The sequence below is a fragment of the Sphingobacterium faecium genome (assembly GCF_003054045.1).
GTDB classification, from domain to species: domain Bacteria; phylum Bacteroidota; class Bacteroidia; order Sphingobacteriales; family Sphingobacteriaceae; genus Sphingobacterium; species Sphingobacterium faecium.
On the sequence record NZ_QBKH01000001.1, the window covers coordinates 409,214 to 430,456 of the forward strand.

The window sequence follows — 21,243 nt, forward strand, 5'->3', positions numbered from 1 at the left end:
GGTAGTAATAAAAGAGGAGGCGTCATTTGCTTTTGAATATACCCATCATCTTGTACATCATATTGAATATATTTCGAATTCCTTTTCTATTGGCTAATTCTTCTTGCATCACTATTTCTAATGCATCCAATACTTTTTTGCAATCGGCAATTGTGACTTGGGACAATTCCGATACTTTTTCTATCGTTTCTTTTTTGTTCATTTTGTATTCATCTTTATTAATCCCACAAAATTATAGATCCCAGAAACGCGTTTTCGAAATAGGAGACAGAACACTGTTTTTTAGAGACAAAAACTGTTTTATACCACATTTAAGTTGAAATTAGAGGGGGTACACCAGCTCCAACTATTGATGAGCAATGGATTAAATATAACTCTACTCATGTTGAATATAAAGATGCTAAAGTGATTCACTATCATATCGATCAAGGGAATATGGACACTGGTATGCCTTAGGAAGAGCACTTAAAGTACAACAAAGATTTACCCACTAATAGAGGCGGTTGTCTTAAAGGTGGTTTAGGGAAAATTGGTAATACATTAAGTGGAAATATGTTAGCTTTTTACATCTTTAGTAGTGATCCGATTTACTCAGCCCCGCTAACCCAAACTCTACCCTGAGCGAGAAAGTTGGTTCAGCCCTACAATTCTCGTACACGATCCTGAACTCCCAGGGGATAGAATCCATCCCAACATTTCTGTTCGAATCCCATTGGATACAAAAAAAGCCTCACAGAATGTGAGGCTTTTTGTTGTGATCCCGCTGGGATTCGAACCCAGGACCCATACATTAAAAGTGTATTGCTCTACCAGCTGAGCTACGGAATCCTTTCTTTTTGGAAATAAATCCGTTTTTGAAAGTGATGCAAAGGTAGAAAAAATAGTGATATGTGCCAATTTTTTACACAATTTATCTTAAATTATTTTGTTACTATTTGGTAATGAAATAATTAATTTTTTGTCTCCCTATTTTTTCGCATGTATCATTCTTGGATTTTGTTGCATGTCATGATATAATTCTACGGTTTTAAACCCTTTTTTACGAAGCATATCAACTGTTTCACCTCCATAATACTGATTAATTTCAAAATATAGATCCCCATCAGCCGTTAAATGTTTCAACGCGAATGAAGCGATCGTCTCATAAAATAATAAGGGAGCAGTTTCTTCCACAAAAAGTGCAAGATGTGGTTCAAACTCCAATACGTTGGGATGCATCTCCTCTTTTTCCTTTGGTGTGATATAAGGAGGGTTGCTGACGATAATATCATATTGTTGCGATTGAAAAATATATTCCCACTCTAAAATATCCGCATTGACAAAGTTGATAGGAGTATCCAATCGCTGTGCATTGCGTTTAGCTGTTGCTATAGCTTCTTTAGAAATATCTAATGCCGAAATTTGCGCTTCTTTTAGATGTCTTTTCAGTGAGATCGGAATGCAACCCGATCCAGTGCCAATATCGATAATGCGTAATGGCGATTGATCTTTGTGATGGCGGATAATCATATCAACCAGCTCCTCCGTTTCTGATCGAGGAATCAATACAAAAGGATTGACCTCAAAAACTTCACCGTAGAAATCCGCTTTTTTCAAGATGTGCTGTATGGGTTTCTGCTGCACTAGGTCATTTAGAATATGTGACATACGGATGCCTTGTTCTGCTGATAAGACTAGATCTTTATTTACACTATACTGCATTCTGGAAAATCCTAAAACATCTTCAATAACTATGTAGAAGATGTTTTTGATTTCTTCTGCATCATAAAATGTAGCGAGATTTTTTTGGAACAAGCTGTCGTAGGTTTGTAAATTTTCCATTAGTCAAACTTAAATAAATTTGTTTTATTTACCATTATAATTGAATCAGATGGCAAACAATTTATTTCTTGAAGTTTTTATTGTTTGGAACTCATGTTATTAGATCATGATCGACCTCCGATAAATCGTCAAGAATTATTTGATGATTGAAATTTACAATAAATCTTGTGTTTTCTGTTCTAGTATTGTTTTGATACTTTTGTGTATGAATATGCAAGAAAGCTACATGCGCAGATGCCTAGAATTGGCCGTTTTAGGTGCTGGTACTACAAGTCCCAATCCAATGGTAGGTGCAGTTATTGTCTGTGAAGATGAAATTATTGGAGAAGGTTACACTTCACCTTATGGTGGAGCGCATGCAGAAGTAAATGCTATTCAGCAGGTATTGGATTGTTATGGAGATGATGCGGCAGCTAAATTAAGGCAGTCAATTTTTTTTGTGAGCTTAGAGCCTTGTGCACATTTTGGTAAGACTCCTCCTTGTGCAGATCTCATTGCGAAATATAAACCGCAAAAAATTTACATCGCCTGTTTGGATCCGTTTGCTCAGGTAGACGGTAAGGGTGTGGAGATTTTGAAAAATGCAGGTGTGGAGGTAGAAGTCGGGCTTTTGCAACAAGAAGCTTTGTGGTTAAATCGCAGGTTTTTTACACGCGTTCAAAAAAATCGTCCCTATGTCATTCTCAAATGGGCAGAAAGTGCCGATGGGTACTTAGGAAAAGAAGGAGAGCAAGTGTGGATTAGCAATGCCGCGAGTAAGCAATTGGTTCATAAATGGCGAGCAGAGGAGGATGCAATTTTAGTTGGGACCAAGACCGCGTTAGTCGATAATCCAAGCTTGACTGTACGCGAATGGCAAGGGGAAAATCCGAAACGTATATTGATCGATAAATTACTGACTGTACCAAAAGAAGCTGCGATTTTTAACGATGAGGCTGAAACCATCATCTTCAATGCCGTTAAAACGGAGTGGTCAGGTCACAATAAGTATATTGAATTGGAAAATTTTGACTGGTATTTACCACAAAATATTTTATATCAATTATACCTGATGGACGTTCAATCAATCATCATAGAGGGCGGAGCAAAGACATTATCTTTGTTTATTGAAGCAAATCTATGGGATGAAGCCCGGATAATTAAAAGTTCAAAAAACTTGGGAGAAGGAATCAAGGCACCTCACCTGGATGGTATATTAAAGGAAAGCGTAAAAGTTTCAGATGACGAATTGAAAATATTACTTAATATGTAAATTAAAATTATTTGATTATCTTTAGGTTATGACTATTCCTGAAGATCTTTTGCAATTCATATGGAAGTTGCGTCTTTTTCAGACAGACCAATTAAAAACTGTTCATGGTGATCCTATTCATGTTGTACAGGTGGGGGAGCAAAATAACAATGCTGGCCCTGATTTTTTATTTTCAAAAATCCGTATCGGTAGAGAAGAGTGGAGCGGCAGTGTAGAAATTCATGTGCGATCATCAGATTGGTTTTTACATGGCCATCATCACGATCCTAAATATCAGAATGTGATCTTACATGTCGTATGGGATGATGATCAGAAAGTGTTTCATGAAGATGGATCGCCGATACCCACATTTAGATTGGCGAACTACGTTTCAGAAAAATTGCTCGGCCAATATCAGCGTTTGATGGAGGGGCAAAGGTGGATTCCCTGTGAAAGTCAACTTCATCAATTGGATCGTTTCAAAATCGAACATTGGGTAGATCGTATGGCCATCGAAAGGATGGAAGAGAAGTCTCAGGTAATTTTGGCTCTATTGCAACAATTTGAAGGGGACTGGGAGAAGACTTTTTTTGTTTGGCTTTTTCGAAGTTTTGGATTTAAAGTTAATGCAGAAGCTTTTCAAGCATTAGGGGAGCAGCTATCCAGCTTATTGTTGCAGAAATATAGACATGATGCTTTCAAATTAGAAGCCATGATCTTTGGGCAGGCAGGTTTTTTAAGTGCAAATTTTGAAGAAGAATATCCTTTAAAACTACAGCAAGAATACAGTTATCTAAAAAAAGCATATCATTTAAAGGAAACTCATTTTCCTTTGCTGTTTTCAAGAATGCGACCCCATAACTTTCCTACAATCCGATTAGCCCAATTAGCCAGTTTATTGCAAAATGATCGCATGCGTCTACAAGAAATCCTGAATGTTGAAAAACTGAATGATTTTAAAGTTCTATTGGATGATATTCAAGTGGCGACTTATTGGAAAACTCATTTTAATTTTGGAAAACAATCTTCTATGATCTGTGATCATCGGCTCAGTACAAGGAGTCAGCATATCGTGATGATCAATGCTTTCATCGTATTTACTTTTTCATATGGCACATATTTGGGGTTGGAAGAATTTAAAGAAAAGGCTATGAATTGGCTGGAAGAATTACCCGCTGAGAGAAATAACATTATTCATAAATTTGAACAGATAGGTGTACCAGCTTTACATGCTGCCCATTCTCAAGGATTGCTACATATCAAAAATAAATATTGTGACCTAAAACAATGTTTAAGCTGCGGCATAGGTTTAGAACTGTTAAAAAGATAGCTTATATTTCTTTTAGTATTTCTGCAATATCACTGTACCCTTTGGAAGCAGCAAGATCCGAAGCAGTTTTATTATTTATGTTTTTTAATTCAATGCGTGCGCCATTCTCCAGAAGCAGAACAATTAATTCAATATTACCCTGCTGAGCAGCGAGGTGCAATGCGGTCTGACCATTGCTGGGCATACTATTGACATCAGCACCAGCTTCTATAATCAGTTTGCTGATGGCATTATTTTTATTTAAAAGTGCGATTTGTAAAGGATACAAGCTTTCTTCATTTTGTGTAGGAATATCTGGGTTGGCTTTGTGCGTCAGTAGAATGCGCACCGTATCTTCTTTATTAAAATGTGTTGCCAAGGCTAAAGCAGAATAACCATGTGTTGAAATTTCATCAACAACTGAAGGTAATTGATTGATCATAGCCTCTATGTAATTGTTTAAGCCCGCAGCAACTGCTTCATGAATATTTAAACCTTGGTTATGTTGAAGAAGCACGCGTATGATTTGGGGTTTATGAAAATAGCAGGCCAATAATAATGGTGAAATTCCATGACTGGTCTCTTCTAAGATTAAATCGGGGTTATTCGTTAAAAGTAAATCCAAATCCCTACTATTTCCAGATTCGATGTATTGTTCTAATATACTTAAGCTCATTTTTTCGTATTATGCGGTCTTATAGGACTCTAAAATAGAAAAAATATGTGATGGAAATCTGGATTTTAAAAAAAATATCGAGATTAATTTGAGCGTCAATCCCTATGGTGAAGCAGCTATTTGCTCCTGATTGTATGCTTTTTAAATCCTCTTAATTTAAAAATGTAGCCTTTAAGCTTCATCTGTGGAGACGTAGCTACACCATATCCCTTTTTTGATAAATTTCTTTTGAAATATTCACGCGAATGGTATATTTGTATATGCTCATCCCAAGAGCAGGTTTTTCATAGGTAGATGTAGGGTCGAATATTTCTTATTCGACCCTTTTTTATAGCTTTGTTATTTAAAATGAAATTATGTCTAGAAAAATTGTAGTGGCGGTAACGGGAGCAAGCGGTTCCATATATGCGAAAGTTCTGCTCAATCGGCTGATGGAATTAAAAGATCAGATCAGTGAGGTAGGAGTAGTCATGTCAGATAATGCGAAAGTAGTATGGCAGGAAGAGTTACAAAATCAAGATTACAAGCTTATACCATTTAAATTCTACAGCAAAAATGATTTTTTTGCTCCATTTGCATCCGGTTCAGCACGTTTCGATACCATGATCATCTGTCCGTGCTCTATGGGTACATTGGCAAGGATTGCTCACGGTATTTCTTCAGATCTGACCACGCGTGCAGCAGATGTTATATTAAAAGAAAGGCGAAAATTAATTTTAGTGACGCGTGAAACACCTCTAAGTCAAATTCATATCCAAAATATGAAAATTATTACGGATGCTGGAGGTATCATTTGCCCTGCTTCCCCGTCATTTTATAGCTTACCAAAGACTTTTGATGACTTAGCAGCGACAGTGGTCGATCGGGTATTGAGTTTGGCAGGTTTTGATTTTAATCATTATCAGTGGGGGACCGAATAAGGGAGCATTGCACGAATATTTTCTAAAATTCAATGCAAAATCGATACAATTTTGTAACTTTGTTCTTTGAAATGAAGCAGTCTAAAGCGACACGTATTAAAAATCATCCTTCCTCTAATTTTCAAAGAGAAAACTCCCTATTTTTATTGAATTCCATTACAGAAAAGATGTTGTTATGCTTTAAAACTTCGAGTACTTACTATTCAAATCCAATAAATTTCAATTTCTTAAACATATGAAAAGCGTATTAATTACTTCTGTAAAAGTGGTTTTGCCTGGAAATGAATTTGATCAACAGGTGGTTGATGTGTTCATTGAAAAAGGAAAGATTTCTAGAATTGCAAAATCCATTGAAGTCGCTGATAAAAATATAGAAATATTCGACGGTACAGGAAATGTGCTTTCGGTAGGTTTTTTTGACCTAAATGCCAACTTTGGTGAACCGGGATTAGAAACAAAAGAGGATATTACTTCTGGATCGGCAGCTGCAGCAGCTGGAGGATTTACGGCGGTCGCGGTAATGCCTAATACAGAACCTGCTATCCAAAGTCGTGCAGAGGTAGCCCTGATTGTCAATATTGCGAAAGGTAATTTAGTTGATGTGCTGCCTATTGGAGCAGTCAGCAGAAATCGCGAAGGACATGAAATGGCCGAATTGTATGATATGAAACAGACTGGTGCTATCGCATTCAGTGATGGTAATAGAAGCATGCAGCAAGCAGGATTAATGAGCCGAGCATTGTTATATGCAAGGGGATTTGGTGGATTGATCATCGCCCATGCTGAAGATGCGTCGATGGCAGGAGGGAATAAAATGAATGAGGGTGTCATGAGTACTTATTTAGGAATGAAAGGCATCCCTAATCTTGCCGAATCGTTAATGGTATCCAGAGATCTTTATCTTGCTGAATATGCAGAATCACCCATTCACTTTACTTCCATCAGTACGGCAGAAGCAGTAGATTTAATTAAAAAAGCAAAAGCAAAAGGAATTCAAGTAACTTGCGACGTAGCTGCTCATCAGCTTGTATTCACGGATGATGAGATCGTTGATTTTGATAGCAACTATAAAGTAAGTCCTCCTTTGCGTACCAAAGCAGATGCTAAAGCATTAATAAAGGGATTAAAGGATGGGGTTATCGATGCTGTAGTCTCGCAACATACCCCACATGAAATTGAATTTAAAAATGTTGAATTTCATATCGCCAAAAATGGTATCATTGGATTGCAGACCGTTTTGCCGCTGTTGATCAAAGCTGGATTAAACGAGCAACAAATAGTTGAAAAATTAGCTGTAAATTCACGTCAGATCGTGGGATTAAATGTTCCACAGATAAAAGAAGGAGAAGTAGCAAATCTGGTATTATTTAATATGGATGAAAATTGGATTTTTGATCAACAATCGAATAAATCCAAATCAAGAAATAGTCCTTTATTCGGAAAAGAATTAAAAGGAAAAGTTAAATTAGTGATCAATAATGGTCAAATCATAAAAAATGCTTAATAATGGAAGCGAATATTAAAGCGGCTGTTGCTGCAGGGATTAACACCTACGGTAGAGTAGACAACATCGAAACAAAATCAGAATTTTTAACAAAAGTTGAAACCGTTTTTGATACAGATGGAAAATATATCGATAAATTGGCTTTGTTGGATGTAGTATTTGATGACTATCCACTATTCGATGAATTGAGAGAAGTATATGTCGATCTATTATTGATGAACTTTTTCTCTACAGATATCCAAAAATTGGAAGATGATTATTTAGAATCTGAAGAATGGGAAAAAATCGAAGATGAAACAATTGATCGCGGTACAGAACTGTTAAACATCTTTTTGTATTTACGTGAATGTAAAGACGATGAGATTGAACCAGATTTGGATGACTATTTGAAAGAATTCTTATTGGTTGATGAAGATGAATTTCAAGATGAACATGAGATTTATGAAGACATCATTGCGAATCAGATTTTAGTAGAGAGCACGTATGCTGAAATTGCAAAAACAGCAAAAACAATCAATCCATCGAGCGAAGTGTATGAACTGTTTTATGCAATCTTAAGCTTCTTTAGTGAAATTAATCCAAAAGATGCTCAGTTTGAACAATACGAAGCTCACAGTGAAAATAAAGCTTTTGATGCTGCACTATATCAGATTATAACTCAGTTTTATAAAGGATAATGGAAGTTGGCGTAGACAAAAATAGTAAGATTACAAGCATTGTATATGGTGTTGTCTTAGGCGTGATTTCCTTTGTTTTGGGATTATGTTCGATCTACATCGTGAGACCCTTGGCAGGATCGTCTCTTTTACAATTTACCAATCCGTTTTTTAACTTCATTTTATTTGTAGGTGTTACGGTTTTATTAACGTTCTCTTTACGTAAGAAAATGGGCGGGATATGGGACTTTAGTAAAGCATTGAAATGTATTTATATCATGCTTGTAATTAACCATTTAGTCGCTTCAGTAAGTACATTTTCTTATTTGACATATGTCGAACCTACCATTCAAGAAGAGAATTTTCATGTCATGATGAATGCACGGATTGAAAGTATGGAGAAAAGTACCAATTTTGCTAGTGAAGAAGAAAAGCAACAAACGATAGATGCAAGCATCGAACAAATGGAGAAAGATAATGAATCGGTAGCTACAATGACCCTAGGAGCACGCGTGAAAGGTTTTATAATCACCTTGTTGCCTTATTTTCTGTTTGCCCTATTGTTGGCTGCTTTGACAAAAAATGGTCAAAAAAGTATCGGTAATCCGACAGTTTAAAGGAATAAAATTTAAAAAAATCAATACGTTAAGGTGTTGTCTTATAGACGATACCTTAACTTGTTTATAAAGCAAATATATTGACAATGATCAACGTACATATGGATATTTCAGTTGTTGTTCCTCTTTTTAATGAAGAAGAGTCTTTACCAGAGTTGACCTCATGGATAGACCGGGTGATGGCTAAGCATCAGTTCTCTTATGAAATTATTTTAATTGATGATGGAAGTAAGGATAAGTCCTGGGCTGTAATCGAAGATTTGAAAAAGGACAATAATAATATTTCTGCCATCAAATTTAGACGTAACTATGGTAAATCAGCAGCTTTAAATGTTGGTTTTGCAGCCGCTCAAGGTGATGTGGTGATTACGATGGATGCAGATTTACAGGATAGCCCTGATGAAATTCCAGAATTGTACGACCGAATCATGAATAAAGGTGCTGACTTAGTTTCTGGATGGAAGCAGAAACGTTATGATCCTTTAACCAAGACCCTACCTACTAAACTCTTCAATGCGGTGACCAGGGGGATGTCAGGAATTGATAATCTGCATGATTTCAATTGTGGATTGAAAGCATATCGCAAAGACGTAGTGAAAAATATTGAAGTATATGGCGAAATGCATCGCTATATCCCTGTTATAGCCAAATGGGCAGGTTTTACCAATATTCAAGAACAAGTGGTACAACATTATCCACGCAAATATGGAACAACAAAATTTGGAGCTGGACGTTTCGTAAAAGGTTTTTTAGACTTATTGTCCATATTCTTTGTTGGAAAATTTGCCAAACGGCCGATGCACTTCTTTGGAGTTATGGGAGTGGTAAGCTTTTTATTGGGTCTTGTGATTACCCTATATCTGATCTGTCATAAATTGATGAGTATAGCATCAGGAACTCCATTTAGGGATATTACTGATCAACCCTTGTTTTTCTTATCATTGACGGCAATTATCATTGGGACACAATTATTTTTGACCGGATTTTTGGCAGAACTGGTATCAAGAAACAGTACGGATCGTAATAATTATCAGATCGAGAAAGTCATATAAATTACCGGTATGCGTATTGTTATTTTAGGTTCTGCGTATCCATTGCGAGGAGGAGGCATTGCTTCATTCAATGAACGATTGGCCCAACATTATCAGCAACTAGGCCATGAGGTGGATATTTATTCTTTTTCGCTACAGTATCCTAACTTTCTGTTCCCTGGTAAATCGCAGTTTTCAGATGAACCTGCTCCCAAAGGCTTGCGCATTTTTTCGAAAGTAAATTCAATCAATCCTTTTAACTGGATTAAAATAGGTCTTGAGTTGAAAAAAGAAAAGTATGATCTTTTGATTGTGCGATTTTGGATGCCTTTCTTTGGACCTTGCTTAGGTACTATTCAGCGGATTGTGCGTCAAAATAAACATACCAAAGTAGTTTGTATCGCTGATAACATCATCCCTCATGAACATCGGATGGGAGATGAACTGCTGGCAAAATATTTTTTAAATGCAGTAGATGGTTGTGTGACCATGAGTAAAAGTGTATTGGAAGATTTAAGAGCGATTAACCCCAAATTACCAGCAGTCTATACCCCGCATCCCTTATACGATAACTACGGACCTTGTATGAGCCTTGAACAAGCAAGAGCAGAGTTGAAGATACCTGTAGCCGAAAAGGTAGTCCTTTTTTTTGGTTTTATTCGTCAATATAAAGGATTAGATATGTTGCTAGAAGCACTATCAAAAGCCGAATTAAAAAAAATGAATGTCAAGTTGTTATTGGCGGGAGAGTTCTACGGAGATGAGGGTTATTATCAGAAACTAATTGAAAAGTATCAGCTTCAAAATCGAATCTATCTCCATACTTCATTCATACCTAATGATGCTGTAGGCAAATATTTTTGTGCCGCAGATGCTGTGATATTACCTTATCGATCGGCAACACAAAGTGGAATCACACAAGTAGCCTATCATTACGATGTTCCCATGATTGTTACCCGAGTGGGAGGATTACCTGAATTGGTGCATGATCAGGTTGTGGGTCTTGTTGTTGAGCCCAACGCAGAAGAAATCGCTAAGGGAATAATCGCTTTCTATCAAGATGATAAATGCGATAGATTTCGTGAAAATATTAAGGTAGAAAAGAAAAAATACAGTTGGGATACCTTTGGAAAGGAAATACTTCGATTGGGAGAGTGATTTTTAATTTTAAAAATTACTATATTTGAATATAAGGGCGGATAAATTGAAGATAAATTGGTAACATTCACACAAAGTAGTTTAGATAAGATTGAAGATCTTTTTAAAGATCAGGGGTATCGAGTGAGATACGAGAAAGGAACATTCAAAACAGGAGCATGTGTATTGCAAAATTCACATGTAGTGGTGGTGAATAAATTTTCCAATTTAGAGATGAAAATTCAATCTTTGATTGCAATATTAAAAGATATTGACATCGATGAATCAAGAGTTAATGAAAAGCATATCGCCATTTATACACAAATTGCTAAACTAAAATCTAAACGTTGAAAATCAAATTTTTAGGAACGGGGACTTCACAGGGTGTACCTGTAATCGCTTGTCAATGTATTGTTTGTCGATCAAATAGTCATTTTGATAAACGTTTGCGTTCTTCTATTTTGATTCATTATAATGATAGAAATGTTATTGTAGATACGGGGCCAGATTTTAGGTATCAGATGTTGCGGGAGCAGGTTATGCATTTGGATGCCATATTAATGACCCATTCGCACAAAGATCACATTGCAGGTCTAGATGATGTTCGTGCTTTTAATTTTAAACAGCAATCTTCCATTGATATTTACGGAACAGCGGTTCTTCATGATGCCCTGAAGCGTGAATTTTATTATGCATTCTCGGGAGCACAGTATCCAGGTATACCAAGATTGGAATTGGTAGAAATAGAGGCTTTAAAGCCATTTTCTCTGTTCGATAAGGAGATTATGCCGTTAGAAGTCATGCATTATCAAATGCCCGTTTTGGGTTTTCGAATAGATGATTTTGCATATATAACCGATGCAAAAACTGTATCAAACGCAACTAAAGAAAAACTAACAGGGCTGAAAGTTTTAGTGATCAATGCGCTACAAAAAGAAAGTCATATTTCCCATCTGACATTAGAGGAAGCGATCGAATTTGCACAAGAGATAGGAGCAGAACAAACTTATTTAACACATATTGGCCATCGTATGGGCTTGCATCAAGATGTATCACAAGAGTTGCCTCAATATATTAACTTAGCCTACGATCAGCTTGAGATCGAGTTATAAGGAATAATAGAAAAATCTATTTTCATTATATTGGAATAGCTTTACATCTTTAAATAGATTTCGGCAATTTCTAGGTCTTCAGGATAAGTAATTTTTATATTTCTATAGTCACCCATCACGATTTCAATCGCATGGCCAAGTTTTTCCACAACGGAAGCATCGTCCGTGAATGTGGGTTCCTCTTCTTGCTTATAAGCACGTTCTAACAAACCACCTTCGAATATTTGTGGAGTTTGTACCAACCAAATCTGATTACGGTCGATCGCCTGAGTATTTGTACCTGTCGACACTCGTACCGAATCTGTAGAAGATCTGGCGACAATAACAGCATTTGATGTTTTCACCTTTTCAAAAGCAAGATCAATGGTGGTCGTATGGATCAATGGTCGGGCTCCATCGTGTATAGCAATTGCAGATCCACTTAAATCTGGACGCATATTTTTGATAAATGCAATTCCTTTTTCTACCGTTTGGAATCGCGTCTGCCCTCCATAGGTAATGGAATGAGGGATAGTGAAATGATATTGTTCACAAAGAGACTTCCAAAAATCTTCCATCTCAGAGTCGATCGCAATAATGAGTTGAGGTTTTGTTTCACTTGCATAAAATTTTTCGATTGTATGCATAAGCACAGGTTTGTTTTCCAAAAGCAAGTATTGTTTTGGCAGATTAGACTGCATACGGCTTCCTTTACCTGCGGCTACTATTAAAACGAAGTTTTGATCCATCACAATTTGGTGTCAATAAGGGAATATTGGAAATAAAAAACGTGGATAAATAGCATACTTATCCACGTTAATCTTTTTAAGAAGTTGATTAGATAATCAACATGGCATCGCCATAGCTATAGAATCTATATTTTTCTTTTACAGCTTGTTCGTATGCGTTCATCACATGCTCATATCCTCCAAATGCAGCAATCATCACTAATAAAGTAGATTCTGGTGTATGGAAGTTGGTAATCATGGAGTTTGCGATGCTGAAATCGTATGGTGGATAGATAAATTTGCTGGTCCAATCATTAGCCGGTTTTAAATGGCGATCAGCAGAAACTGCAGATTCGATAGCACGCATAGAGGTAGTACCTACAGCACATACTCTTCTTTTCAGATCAATAGCTTTATTAACAGTTTTCGCAGCTTCATCTGTGATGATAAACTGCTCAGAATCCATTTTATGTTTTGTTAAATCTTCTACTTCAACTGTTCTGAATGTTCCTAAACCAACGTGTAGGGTTACTTCAGCAAAATCAACACCTTTCAATTCCAATCGTTTCATCAACTCCCGGGAGAAGTGAAGACCGGCCGTTGGAGCAGCTACAGCACCTTCGTTTTTAGCATAGATCGTTTGGTATCGGAATTTATCCTCAGGAGTCGCTTTACGCGTGATGTATTTTGGAAGAGGTGTTTCTCCTAAAATCTCAATATTACGACGGAATTCTTCATCCGTGCCATCAAATAAGAAACGGATAGTACGTCCACGAGAGGTCGTGTTATCGACAACCTCAGCGACTAATAGATCATCATCTCCAAAATAAAGTTTATTACCTACGCGGATTTTACGAGCAGGATCAACCAAAACATCCCATAAGCGGAGCTCTTTGTTTAATTCACGTAACAAGAATACTTCGATAGTAGCACCAGTTTTTTCTTTGTTACCATATAAACGTGCTGGAAAAACTTTAGTATTATTTAAAATCATGACATCTTTGTCATCAAAGTAATCTAATACATCTTTGAAAATTTTATGCTCAATTTTACCAGTATCGCGGTGTAAGACCATTAAGCGTGATTCGTCACGATTTTCAGTTGGTTCAGACGCCAAAAGAGACTCTGGTAAGTTGAATTTAAATTGAGATAACTTCATCTTTAATATTGATATTTTAAATGATTGCCTGTATATGTATTTAAGCTCCAAAGAACAGACTTATCGGAACATAAATAAGCATACAAAGGTAGGTAATTTTTTAGTTAAAAGGGAGTCTCTTTCGGTATTAAATTGATTAATGAATTCATTTTGACATAAAACCAAAACTAAATTGTATTTTAGAACCTGAATATGCTAGTTATAGGTCTCATAAAAGAAAGTGCGAAATTCGCATTGTCAGCATTAAAAGATAATCGTACCCGTACGTTATTGTCCTTATTAGGGGTTACAATAGGTATTTTGACGATTATTGGTGTATTTTCGGCTGTCGATACATTAAGGAATAACATCGAAGATTCTGTGAAAAAAATAGGCTCCAACACTTTATACATCGAAAAATGGCCATGGACTGGTGGCCCAGATTTTCCTTGGTGGAAGTATTTGAATAGACCAGAACCGAAATATGAAGATTTTTTAGCACTTAAGGAACGGATCACCACGGCCGATAAAATAGCCTATATCATCAATATCGGTGGTTCAACCATTAAATATAAAAATAATAATGCCTCTGGGGTTATGATTTCTGCAGGTACCCAAGACCAATATAGCATACAAAACTTCAATGTTGAAAAGGGAAGATATTTTGTGGAGAGTGAAACTCGCGCAGGATCGTTAGTAACGGTACTAGGAGCTACTATTGCCGAAGGACTGTTCCCTAATAGCGATCCACTAGGCAAATATGTCAATATGTTGGGAAGAAAAGTTCAGGTGGTAGGAATTTTGAAAAAAGAAGGAGAAGGAGTATTAATCAATACCTCTCCCGATAATAGTGCATTTATTCCTTTCGAACTTGCTCGAAATTTGGTGAATTATGATAATTTTTCTCCAAGTATAGCGATTCGAGTGATGTCTAAATATTCTTTAGCTGAAGCGGAAAGCGAAATTAAAGTGTTGATGCGATCTATCCATCGTATAGCACCACAGCGCGAAGACGATTTTTCTATCAATCAAACCACTATGATTACTTCACAACTGGATAAATTATTTGGAATAGTCAATTTAGCGGGTTTTTGTATAGGCATCTTTTCCGTATTAGTTGGCGGGTTTGGTATTGCAAATATTATGTTTGTGAGCGTCAAAGAGCGGACACATATTATTGGTATCCAAAAAGCTCTGGGAGCTAAAAATTTCTTTATACTATCTCAATTTTTGATCGAATCCATTGTCCTTTGCTTATTAGGTGGTGCTATTGGTCTCTCCATTGTATTTTTAATCACCCTATTAGTAAAATTAGCGATCGGAATGACGATCGTGGTGAGTTTGAAAATGGTGTTGTTAACCGTTTTTATTTCCACATTAATAGGCTTGATATCAGGCATAGTTCCCGCTTTAATGGCTTCTAGGTTAGATCCTGTAGAAGCTATACGTAGCAAATAGGCTATAAAATAAAAATATTTTACTCTTTAAGCGCACAAGTAGCGAGTTTTTGTGTTATTTATTGTAATTTAAGTTCAGCTTAAACTCATTAAATTATTTAAAGAATAGATACTATGGCAGACTCAATTAAAAAAGAGGAATTTGCAAGTGAATTGTTAGGTGATGAAACATCTGATGGTACTGTACACCATGTTAATAATCCCGTATTAGACCTACCGACTATAGAGAAAAAGTATCTTGCTCGAGTGAGGTCCTATAGTAAAGATCGCAATACGTTTTACTTTACTGATGGTATTGCAAAAGTCGAAATCCGTGTTGTTTCAGATGAAATTATTCGTGTCCGTTTAGCACCACAAGGTTCATTTTTGGATGATTTTTCCTATGCGGTTATCGATACCGATCAACATGCTGTATCGTTTTCCGTAGAAGAGGATGAAACTAGTTTTTATGTAAAAACGAATAAAGTTATTTGTTCTATTCGTAAAGCAGATTTTTTGGTTTCATTTCAAGACCTTTTCGGTAAAGTCTTTAGTGCCGATGATAAACCTATGCACTGGGAAGAAAATCCTGATTTTGGAGGTTATTATGTTTACTGTAGTAAAAAAGCACATGAAGATGAAGCATTCTTTGGTTTAGGAGATAAAGCTACGAACCTAAATCTGCGCGGAAAACGTTTTAAAAATTGGAATTCAGACACCTACGGCTATGCGTTTAATCAAGACCCTCTTTATAAAACGATTCCTTTTTATATTGGAGTGACAGGCGGTGAAGCCTATGGTATATTCTTCGACAATACCTTTAGAACATTTTTCGATTTTGCTTCTGAAAATAAGCAACGGACAAGTTTTTGGTCTGAGGGAGGAGAGATGCAATATTATTATATCCATGGGCCTAATATGATGGATGTGGTAAAACGTTATCACAGCATCACGGGTACCCATTTTATGCCACCTCTATGGGGTATCGGTTATCACCAATGTCGCTGGAGTTATTATCCCGAGCAAAATGTAAGAGACGTTACGGCTGAATTTAGGAAAAGAGAAATTCCTTGTGATGCCATTTATTTAGATATCGACTATATGGATGGATATCGCTGTTTTACTTGGAATAAACAGTATTTTCCCGACCCTAAAAAAATGATTTCAGACTTGGCTGCCAATGGTTTTAAAACCGTAGTTATGATTGATCCAGGAATTAAGGTCGATGAAAATTATTGGGTATTTAAAGAAGGACAGCAAAATAGGTATTTCTGTCGTCGTGGAGATGATTATTTTATGGAGGGTTTTGTATGGCCAGGAAGATGTCAGTTTCCTGATTTTACAAATCCAGCAGTAAGGGAATGGTGGGGTACTTTATATAAAGGCTTGGTTGATGATGGTGTTGCCGGATTTTGGAATGATATGAATGAACCAGCCGTATTTGGACGTGGCACTTTTCCAGATGATGTCCGCCACAATTACGATGGATACCGAGGATCACACCGTAAAGCCCACAATATATATGGTATGCAAATGGTTCGGTCAACATATGATGGCTTGAAAAAACTATATAAAAATAAACGTCCTTTTACCATCACTAGGGCAGCATATTCTGGCACCCAACGTTTTTCATCGGTATGGACAGGAGATAATATTGCCACCTGGGAGCATTTGCGGATTGGACTTCTTCAATTGCAGCGACTGTCTGTTTCAGGACTATCTTTTTGCGGAACAGATATCGGAGGATTTACAGGGGAACCGGATGGTGAACTTTTCACGCGTTGGATGCAATTTGGTGTGTTTTCTCCCTTTATGCGTGTGCACTCCGCCGGTGATACGCGTGATCGCGAACCTTGGAGTTTTGGACCAGAGTGGGAGGCTATTTGCAAGAAATTTATTGAAATGAGATATAAGTTATTGCCTTATATCTATACGGTATTTTGGCAACAACATCGGTATGGAGAACCGATATTAAGACCGATCTCTTTGGTTGAACAACATATTCCAAAAAATTTAATTCGGGAAGAAGAATTTTGTTTCGGTGATAAAATTTTAGTTTCACCTGTGATGAATCCTGATCAAAAAAACAAAGTTGTGTATCTACCAGAAGGTGATTGGTATTATTATTTCAACTTACAGAAATATGCGGGTTCACAGGAACATACGATCGATACTCCTTTGGATGAGATGCCTATTTTTATCAAAGGAGGAAGTGTTATTCCTGAGTATCCAGTGATGCAATATACATTTGAGCACAAAATAGACGCATTAAAACTAAATGTATATTATAGTAAGGGAAAGTTTGACTCCTATATCTATGCAGATCATGGCGATACATTTGCTTATGAACAGAGTGTCTATGCTGAAAAACATTTTCTTTTAGAAGGAACAGAAAATACGCTGGTTATATTACAACAAGTAGAGGGATTGTACAATGAAAGGTTTGATGATTACAAAATCTATTTAGTAGGGATTCCTTTTGAAGTAAAAACAATCAAGGCAGATGGCGTTGAAGTTACCTTGTCAAAAGATGAATTGGGTAATGACTATGTTTTGATAGAAAAAGATTTTAGAAATTTAATTATAGCATAATTTACGATTATTAAACCTAATCTGATCATGAGTCAACCAGTAGAAGTTTTTTCGTTGCTGACAGCATTTGATGTATCCTTATTTAGGGCTGGAAGACATTATAAATTGTATGAGAAATTTGGTTCTCATGTGGTTGAACACGCCGGTAATTCTGGTGTTTACTTTGCCGTTTGGGCTCCCAATGCAAGTCAGGTTTCTGTAACTGGAAATTTTAATGGCTGGAATCCGCATATGCATCTACTGCATGTGCGTTGGGACGGAAGTGGTATTTGGGAAGGTTTTATTCCTCATATTGGTATTGGGGAGGTATATAAATACCATATCCAGTCGACCAATGGAGAGCAATTGGAAAAAGCAGATCCTTTTGCTTTGATTTGCGAATTGCCACCAAAGACAGCATCCATAGTGGGTACAACCTGGTATGAGTGGCAAGACTCCAATTGGATCTCGCAGCGAGCTCAATTCAATAGTTTGGACAAGCCTATGTCTGTGTATGAAATGCACTTAGGATCTTGGCAACGCGACCCATCAGATCCAGAAAGATTGCTGTCTTACCGTGAAATTGCAGACCGCTTAGTTCCCTATATCTTAGAAACAGGATTTACGCATGTCGAGTTTTTGCCGGTTATGGAGCATCCTTTTTATCCTTCTTGGGGGTATCAGATCACCGGATATTTTGCCGCATCATCTCGATATGGAGGACCTCAAGATCTGATGTATCTAATAGAAGCGTTACACCAACATCATATCGGTGTGATTCTCGATTGGGTACCTTCGCATTATCCTGGTGATGCACACGGATTACATCGTTTTGACGGTAGTTGTCTCTATGAACATGAAGATATAAGAAAAGGTTTTCACCCAGACTGGAAATCATATATCTTTAATTACGGAAGAAATGAGGTACGATCTTTTTTGATCAGTAATGCGCTCTTTTGGCTGGATCGCTATCATGTAGATGGATTACGCGTGGATGCTGTCGCCTCCATGCTTTATCTGGATTATTCCCGAAATGAAGGAGAATGGGAACTTAATGAATTTGGAGGCAGGGAAAACCTGGAAGCAGTTCACTTTCTCAAAGAACTCAATGAAGCTGTATATCAACATTATCCTGATGTACAGACCATAGCAGAGGAATCAACGTCATGGCCAGGAGTGAGTAAGCCAACATTTTCCGGAGGCTTAGGCTTTGGAATGAAATGGATGATGGGATGGATGCATGATACTTTAGACTACTTTAAAGAAGATCCAATAAATCGAAGTTACCATCATCATAAACTCACTTTCGCAACAGTATATGCTTATCATGAAAATTTCATGCTGCCTTTGTCTCATGATGAAGTTGTGCATGGAAAACATGCTCTGTTAGATAAAATGCCAGGTGATGAATGGCAGAAATTTGCCAATTTAAGAGTGCTCTATTTATATATGTTCACATTAACAGGGACAAAACTATTATTTATGGGGGATGAATTTGCACAGAAAGCAGAGTGGAATGAAAATAAATCGTTGGATTGGCACCTACTGGAACATGCACCCCATAGCGGTATGCTTAAATTTATTAGTCAATTAAATCATACTTACAAAAATCAACCTGCGCTATATCAAAAAGCATTTTTACAAGAAGGATTTCAATGGGTAGAACAAGGCGATGATAAAAATAGTGTGTTTGCTTATTTACGTAAAGGGTATGAAGAAAAGGATGATCTATTGATCGTCTTAAATTTAACTCCTGTGGTAAGGCAAGACTTTCGTATGGGAGTTCCAAAAAATGGAGTCTGGGAGGAAATTTTAAATTCGGACCAACTGGATTTCTACGGAAGTGGTATAGTAGTCTCATCATATAATTCCAATACAGTACACTGGATGGGGTTTGATCAATCCATAGTGATGACATTGCCTCCCCTTGGTGGCCTAATATTAAAACGAAAAGCATAATGAAAGTAATACATCTAAGTGTCGAATGTTTTCCTGTAGCAAAGGTTGGTGGATTGGCCGATGTAGTAGGCGCTTTGCCAAAATATCAACGCAAGCTTGGAATTGATGCATCTGTGGTGATGCCTTGGTATGATCGAAAATTTACACAAGAAAATAAGTTTGATCAGATCGCTTCTGGTTCTTTTTATCAGGGATCAGAACAACTGCATTATGAAATATGGAAAGAAGCAAGTGACCAACTTGGATTTCCATTGTATCTGATTCGAATACCTGGAAAGTTAGATCGGGAGGAGGTTTATTGTTATCCCGATGAAGCGGATCAGTGGTTGTCTTTTCAACATGCATTTTTACATTGGTTAAAGGCAGAGCAGATCATACCCGATCTGATCAATTGCCATGATCATCATGTTGGATTGGTTCCTTTCCTGCTAAAATACAGCCATGACTTTCAACAGCTTTCACAAGTCAAAACACTTTTTACAGTTCATAATGGACAGTATCAAGGTTGGATGAACTGGAGTAAAGGAATTTTATTGCCCAGTTTTGATACGTGGCGATGGGGGGTGCTGGATTGGGACGGTCTGATCAATCCAATGGCGGCAGCAGTGAAATGTTGCGATGCATTTTCTACGGTATCAGAAGGCTATCTGAAAGAATTGTATGTGGATGCAAATGGATTACAAGCTTTATTTAGAGCGGAATCTCAAAAAGGCTATGGCATCGTGAATGGCATCGATACCGAATATTGGAATCCACTATTAGATAAGCTGATTCATACTCAGTATGATTCCACTTCGGTGAAAAAAGGTAAGTATGAAAATAAAAAAGCACTATGTCAACAATACAAGCTAGATCCTTCTTTGCCCTTGATGTCGTTTATTGGTCGATTTGCTATTGAAAAAGGAGCAGATTTATTAGCTGAAATAATTGATCAACTTTTAGGAAAAGTTAAGGCTAAAATGAGTATATTTATTTTAGGCTCTGGTGATCAAGATATTCAGGCTGCATTGCAACAGATGATGGAAAAATATCCACAACAGTTTGCCGTTTATTTTGGTTATAACGAATCACTAGCCCATCAGGTATATGCAGCAACAGACTTGTTGCTGATGCCTTCTCGTGTGGAGCCTTGTGGATTAAACCAATTATATGCGCTTCAGTATGGAACAATCCCTGTAGTTAGAGGTATAGGAGGTCTCAAAGATACCGTTATAGATATGGAAGAGCCAAATGGTTATGGGATTGTATTTCCCGAAGCAAGTGTTGTCGATGCATCCGAAGGTGCGGTACGGGCTTTAGAAATTGTTGCGCAAGCCGACTTGTTATCAGAAATTAGAGATAAGGAAATGAATTTGGATTTTTCATGGCATAAGTCGGCTCAAAAATACTTGGATTTGTATACTAAATTATTGAATTAA

The 21,243-nt window shown here is 37.0% G+C and carries 20 protein-coding genes and 1 tRNA gene; 15 read left to right on the forward strand and 6 right to left on the reverse strand.

Features of this window, described 5'->3' with window-relative positions:
• Nucleotides 1-22 precede the first annotated feature (22 nt).
• Nucleotides 23-202 carry an HU family DNA-binding protein gene (locus C8N37_RS01730; RefSeq protein WP_108157262.1) on the reverse strand — a complete coding sequence of 60 codons (180 nt, stop codon included), beginning with the start codon at nucleotides 200-202 and terminating at the stop codon, nucleotides 23-25.
• A gap of 146 nt (nucleotides 203-348) precedes the next feature.
• On the opposite strand from C8N37_RS01730, the gene C8N37_RS23245 reads away from it, so the two are divergent.
• Entirely contained in the window at nucleotides 349-456 is a 108-nt protein-coding gene (locus C8N37_RS23245) for a hypothetical protein (RefSeq protein ID WP_373866219.1), read from the forward strand.
• 299 nt (nucleotides 457-755) lie between these two features.
• Here the strand turns inward: C8N37_RS23245 and C8N37_RS01735 are convergent.
• Nucleotides 756-828, reverse strand: a tRNA-Lys gene (locus tag C8N37_RS01735).
• 138 nt (nucleotides 829-966) lie between these two features.
• On the reverse strand, nucleotides 967-1,821 hold the full coding sequence (prmC, locus tag C8N37_RS01740; protein ID WP_108157263.1) for a peptide chain release factor N(5)-glutamine methyltransferase: 855 nt from the start codon (nucleotides 1,819-1,821) through the stop codon (nucleotides 967-969).
• Between the two features lie 205 nt (nucleotides 1,822-2,026).
• On the opposite strand from prmC, the gene ribD reads away from it, so the two are divergent.
• Together ribD and C8N37_RS01750 are read left to right on the forward strand one after the other, a co-directional pair.
• The gene (ribD, locus tag C8N37_RS01745; RefSeq protein ID WP_108157264.1) at nucleotides 2,027-3,073 is read left to right on the forward strand and encodes a bifunctional diaminohydroxyphosphoribosylaminopyrimidine deaminase/5-amino-6-(5-phosphoribosylamino)uracil reductase RibD; all 1,047 of its coding nucleotides are present in this window, start codon (nucleotides 2,027-2,029) and stop codon (nucleotides 3,071-3,073) included.
• Nucleotides 3,074-3,101: 28 nt separating this feature from the next.
• Nucleotides 3,102-4,382 (forward strand): DUF2851 family protein, encoded by a 1,281-nt coding sequence (locus C8N37_RS01750; protein WP_108157265.1) that lies wholly within the window; start codon nucleotides 3,102-3,104, stop codon nucleotides 4,380-4,382.
• A 1-nt stretch (nucleotide 4,383) separates the two neighbouring features.
• Here the strand turns inward: C8N37_RS01750 and C8N37_RS01755 are convergent, their stop codons facing one another.
• A complete protein-coding gene (locus C8N37_RS01755) occupies nucleotides 4,384-5,037 on the reverse strand; it encodes an ankyrin repeat domain-containing protein (RefSeq protein WP_108157266.1) in 654 nt (217 codons plus the stop codon).
• A 356-nt stretch (nucleotides 5,038-5,393) separates the two neighbouring features.
• Here C8N37_RS01755 and C8N37_RS01760 point away from each other — a divergent pair, with 356 nt between their 5' ends.
• The 8 genes from C8N37_RS01760 to C8N37_RS01795 all read left to right on the forward strand — a co-directional run bounded on the left by C8N37_RS01760 (nucleotide 5,394) and on the right by C8N37_RS01795 (nucleotide 12,014).
• Nucleotides 5,394-5,957 carry a UbiX family flavin prenyltransferase gene (locus C8N37_RS01760; protein WP_108157267.1) on the forward strand — a complete coding sequence of 188 codons (564 nt, stop codon included), beginning with the start codon at nucleotides 5,394-5,396 and terminating at the stop codon, nucleotides 5,955-5,957.
• Nucleotides 5,958-6,192: 235 nt separating this feature from the next.
• Nucleotides 6,193-7,461 carry a dihydroorotase gene (locus tag C8N37_RS01765; protein WP_108157268.1) on the forward strand — a complete coding sequence of 423 codons (1,269 nt, stop codon included), beginning with the start codon at nucleotides 6,193-6,195 and terminating at the stop codon, nucleotides 7,459-7,461.
• A gap of 2 nt (nucleotides 7,462-7,463) precedes the next feature.
• Nucleotides 7,464-8,138, forward strand: coding sequence for a hypothetical protein (locus C8N37_RS01770; RefSeq protein ID WP_108157269.1), 675 nt, complete (start codon nucleotides 7,464-7,466; stop codon nucleotides 8,136-8,138).
• Nucleotides 8,138-8,734: a DUF4199 domain-containing protein gene (locus C8N37_RS01775; protein ID WP_108157270.1), complete on the forward strand. Its 597-nt coding sequence runs from the start codon at nucleotides 8,138-8,140 to the stop codon at nucleotides 8,732-8,734. The genes C8N37_RS01770 and C8N37_RS01775 overlap by 1 nt, the downstream gene beginning before the upstream one ends.
• Before the next feature lie 101 nt (nucleotides 8,735-8,835).
• Nucleotides 8,836-9,786, forward strand: a complete 951-nt coding sequence (locus C8N37_RS01780; protein ID WP_108157761.1) for a glycosyltransferase family 2 protein — start codon at nucleotides 8,836-8,838, stop codon at nucleotides 9,784-9,786.
• 9 nt (nucleotides 9,787-9,795) lie between these two features.
• Entirely contained in the window at nucleotides 9,796-10,923 is a 1,128-nt protein-coding gene (locus C8N37_RS01785; RefSeq protein ID WP_108157271.1) for a glycosyltransferase, read from the forward strand.
• 57 nt (nucleotides 10,924-10,980) lie between these two features.
• Nucleotides 10,981-11,253 carry a hypothetical protein gene (locus C8N37_RS01790; RefSeq protein ID WP_108157272.1) on the forward strand — a complete coding sequence of 91 codons (273 nt, stop codon included), beginning with the start codon at nucleotides 10,981-10,983 and terminating at the stop codon, nucleotides 11,251-11,253.
• Nucleotides 11,250-12,014: an MBL fold metallo-hydrolase gene (locus C8N37_RS01795; RefSeq protein ID WP_108157273.1), complete on the forward strand. Its 765-nt coding sequence runs from the start codon at nucleotides 11,250-11,252 to the stop codon at nucleotides 12,012-12,014. Before C8N37_RS01790 ends, C8N37_RS01795 begins: the two co-directional genes overlap by 4 nt.
• Before the next feature lie 41 nt (nucleotides 12,015-12,055).
• On the opposite strand, the gene C8N37_RS01800 is transcribed toward C8N37_RS01795, so the two are convergent.
• Together C8N37_RS01800 and queA are read right to left on the reverse strand one after the other, a co-directional pair.
• On the reverse strand, nucleotides 12,056-12,742 hold the full coding sequence (locus tag C8N37_RS01800; RefSeq protein WP_108157274.1) for a 2-C-methyl-D-erythritol 4-phosphate cytidylyltransferase: 687 nt from the start codon (nucleotides 12,740-12,742) through the stop codon (nucleotides 12,056-12,058).
• 88 nt (nucleotides 12,743-12,830) lie between these two features.
• On the reverse strand, nucleotides 12,831-13,880 hold the full coding sequence (gene queA, locus C8N37_RS01805; RefSeq protein ID WP_108157275.1) for a tRNA preQ1(34) S-adenosylmethionine ribosyltransferase-isomerase QueA: 1,050 nt from the start codon (nucleotides 13,878-13,880) through the stop codon (nucleotides 12,831-12,833).
• 192 nt (nucleotides 13,881-14,072) lie between these two features.
• Here queA and C8N37_RS01810 point away from each other — a divergent pair, with 192 nt between their 5' ends.
• The 4 genes from C8N37_RS01810 to C8N37_RS01825 all read left to right on the forward strand — a co-directional run bounded on the left by C8N37_RS01810 (nucleotide 14,073) and on the right by C8N37_RS01825 (nucleotide 21,243).
• The gene (locus C8N37_RS01810) at nucleotides 14,073-15,317 is read left to right on the forward strand and encodes an ABC transporter permease (RefSeq protein ID WP_108157276.1); all 1,245 of its coding nucleotides are present in this window, start codon (nucleotides 14,073-14,075) and stop codon (nucleotides 15,315-15,317) included.
• A gap of 113 nt (nucleotides 15,318-15,430) precedes the next feature.
• Complete coding sequence (locus C8N37_RS01815) at nucleotides 15,431-17,887, forward strand: glycoside hydrolase family 31 protein (protein WP_108157277.1); 2,457 nt, start codon at nucleotides 15,431-15,433, stop codon at nucleotides 17,885-17,887.
• A 27-nt stretch (nucleotides 17,888-17,914) separates the two neighbouring features.
• On the forward strand, nucleotides 17,915-19,825 hold the full coding sequence (gene glgB / locus C8N37_RS01820; RefSeq protein WP_108157278.1) for a 1,4-alpha-glucan branching protein GlgB: 1,911 nt from the start codon (nucleotides 17,915-17,917) through the stop codon (nucleotides 19,823-19,825).
• Nucleotides 19,825-21,243: a glycogen synthase gene (locus tag C8N37_RS01825; protein WP_108157279.1), complete on the forward strand. Its 1,419-nt coding sequence runs from the start codon at nucleotides 19,825-19,827 to the stop codon at nucleotides 21,241-21,243. The genes glgB and C8N37_RS01825 overlap by 1 nt, the downstream gene beginning before the upstream one ends.

What these genes read in the sequence shown, in the direction of transcription:
- C8N37_RS01730 (WP_108157262.1), bottom strand. Translation starts at nt 202, where the DNA reads ATGAACAAAAAAGAAACGATAGAAAAAGTATCGGAATTGTCCCAAGTC.
- prmC (WP_108157263.1), bottom strand. Translation starts at nt 1,821, where the DNA reads ATGGAAAATTTACAAACCTACGACAGCTTGTTCCAAAAAAATCTCGCT.
- ribD (WP_108157264.1), top strand. Translation starts at nt 2,027, where the DNA reads ATGAATATGCAAGAAAGCTACATGCGCAGATGCCTAGAATTGGCCGTT.
- C8N37_RS01750 (WP_108157265.1), top strand. Translation starts at nt 3,102, where the DNA reads ATGACTATTCCTGAAGATCTTTTGCAATTCATATGGAAGTTGCGTCTT.
- C8N37_RS01755 (WP_108157266.1), bottom strand. Translation starts at nt 5,037, where the DNA reads ATGAGCTTAAGTATATTAGAACAATACATCGAATCTGGAAATAGTAGG.
- C8N37_RS01760 (WP_108157267.1), top strand. Translation starts at nt 5,394, where the DNA reads ATGTCTAGAAAAATTGTAGTGGCGGTAACGGGAGCAAGCGGTTCCATA.
- C8N37_RS01765 (WP_108157268.1), top strand. Translation starts at nt 6,193, where the DNA reads ATGAAAAGCGTATTAATTACTTCTGTAAAAGTGGTTTTGCCTGGAAAT.
- C8N37_RS01770 (WP_108157269.1), top strand. Translation starts at nt 7,464, where the DNA reads ATGGAAGCGAATATTAAAGCGGCTGTTGCTGCAGGGATTAACACCTAC.
- C8N37_RS01775 (WP_108157270.1), top strand. Translation starts at nt 8,138, where the DNA reads ATGGAAGTTGGCGTAGACAAAAATAGTAAGATTACAAGCATTGTATAT.
- C8N37_RS01780 (WP_108157761.1), top strand. Translation starts at nt 8,836, where the DNA reads ATGGATATTTCAGTTGTTGTTCCTCTTTTTAATGAAGAAGAGTCTTTA.
- C8N37_RS01785 (WP_108157271.1), top strand. Translation starts at nt 9,796, where the DNA reads ATGCGTATTGTTATTTTAGGTTCTGCGTATCCATTGCGAGGAGGAGGC.
- C8N37_RS01800 (WP_108157274.1), bottom strand. Translation starts at nt 12,742, where the DNA reads ATGGATCAAAACTTCGTTTTAATAGTAGCCGCAGGTAAAGGAAGCCGT.
- queA (WP_108157275.1), bottom strand. Translation starts at nt 13,880, where the DNA reads ATGAAGTTATCTCAATTTAAATTCAACTTACCAGAGTCTCTTTTGGCG.
- C8N37_RS01810 (WP_108157276.1), top strand. Translation starts at nt 14,073, where the DNA reads ATGCTAGTTATAGGTCTCATAAAAGAAAGTGCGAAATTCGCATTGTCA.
- C8N37_RS01815 (WP_108157277.1), top strand. Translation starts at nt 15,431, where the DNA reads ATGGCAGACTCAATTAAAAAAGAGGAATTTGCAAGTGAATTGTTAGGT.
- glgB (WP_108157278.1), top strand. Translation starts at nt 17,915, where the DNA reads ATGAGTCAACCAGTAGAAGTTTTTTCGTTGCTGACAGCATTTGATGTA.
- C8N37_RS01825 (WP_108157279.1), top strand. Translation starts at nt 19,825, where the DNA reads ATGAAAGTAATACATCTAAGTGTCGAATGTTTTCCTGTAGCAAAGGTT.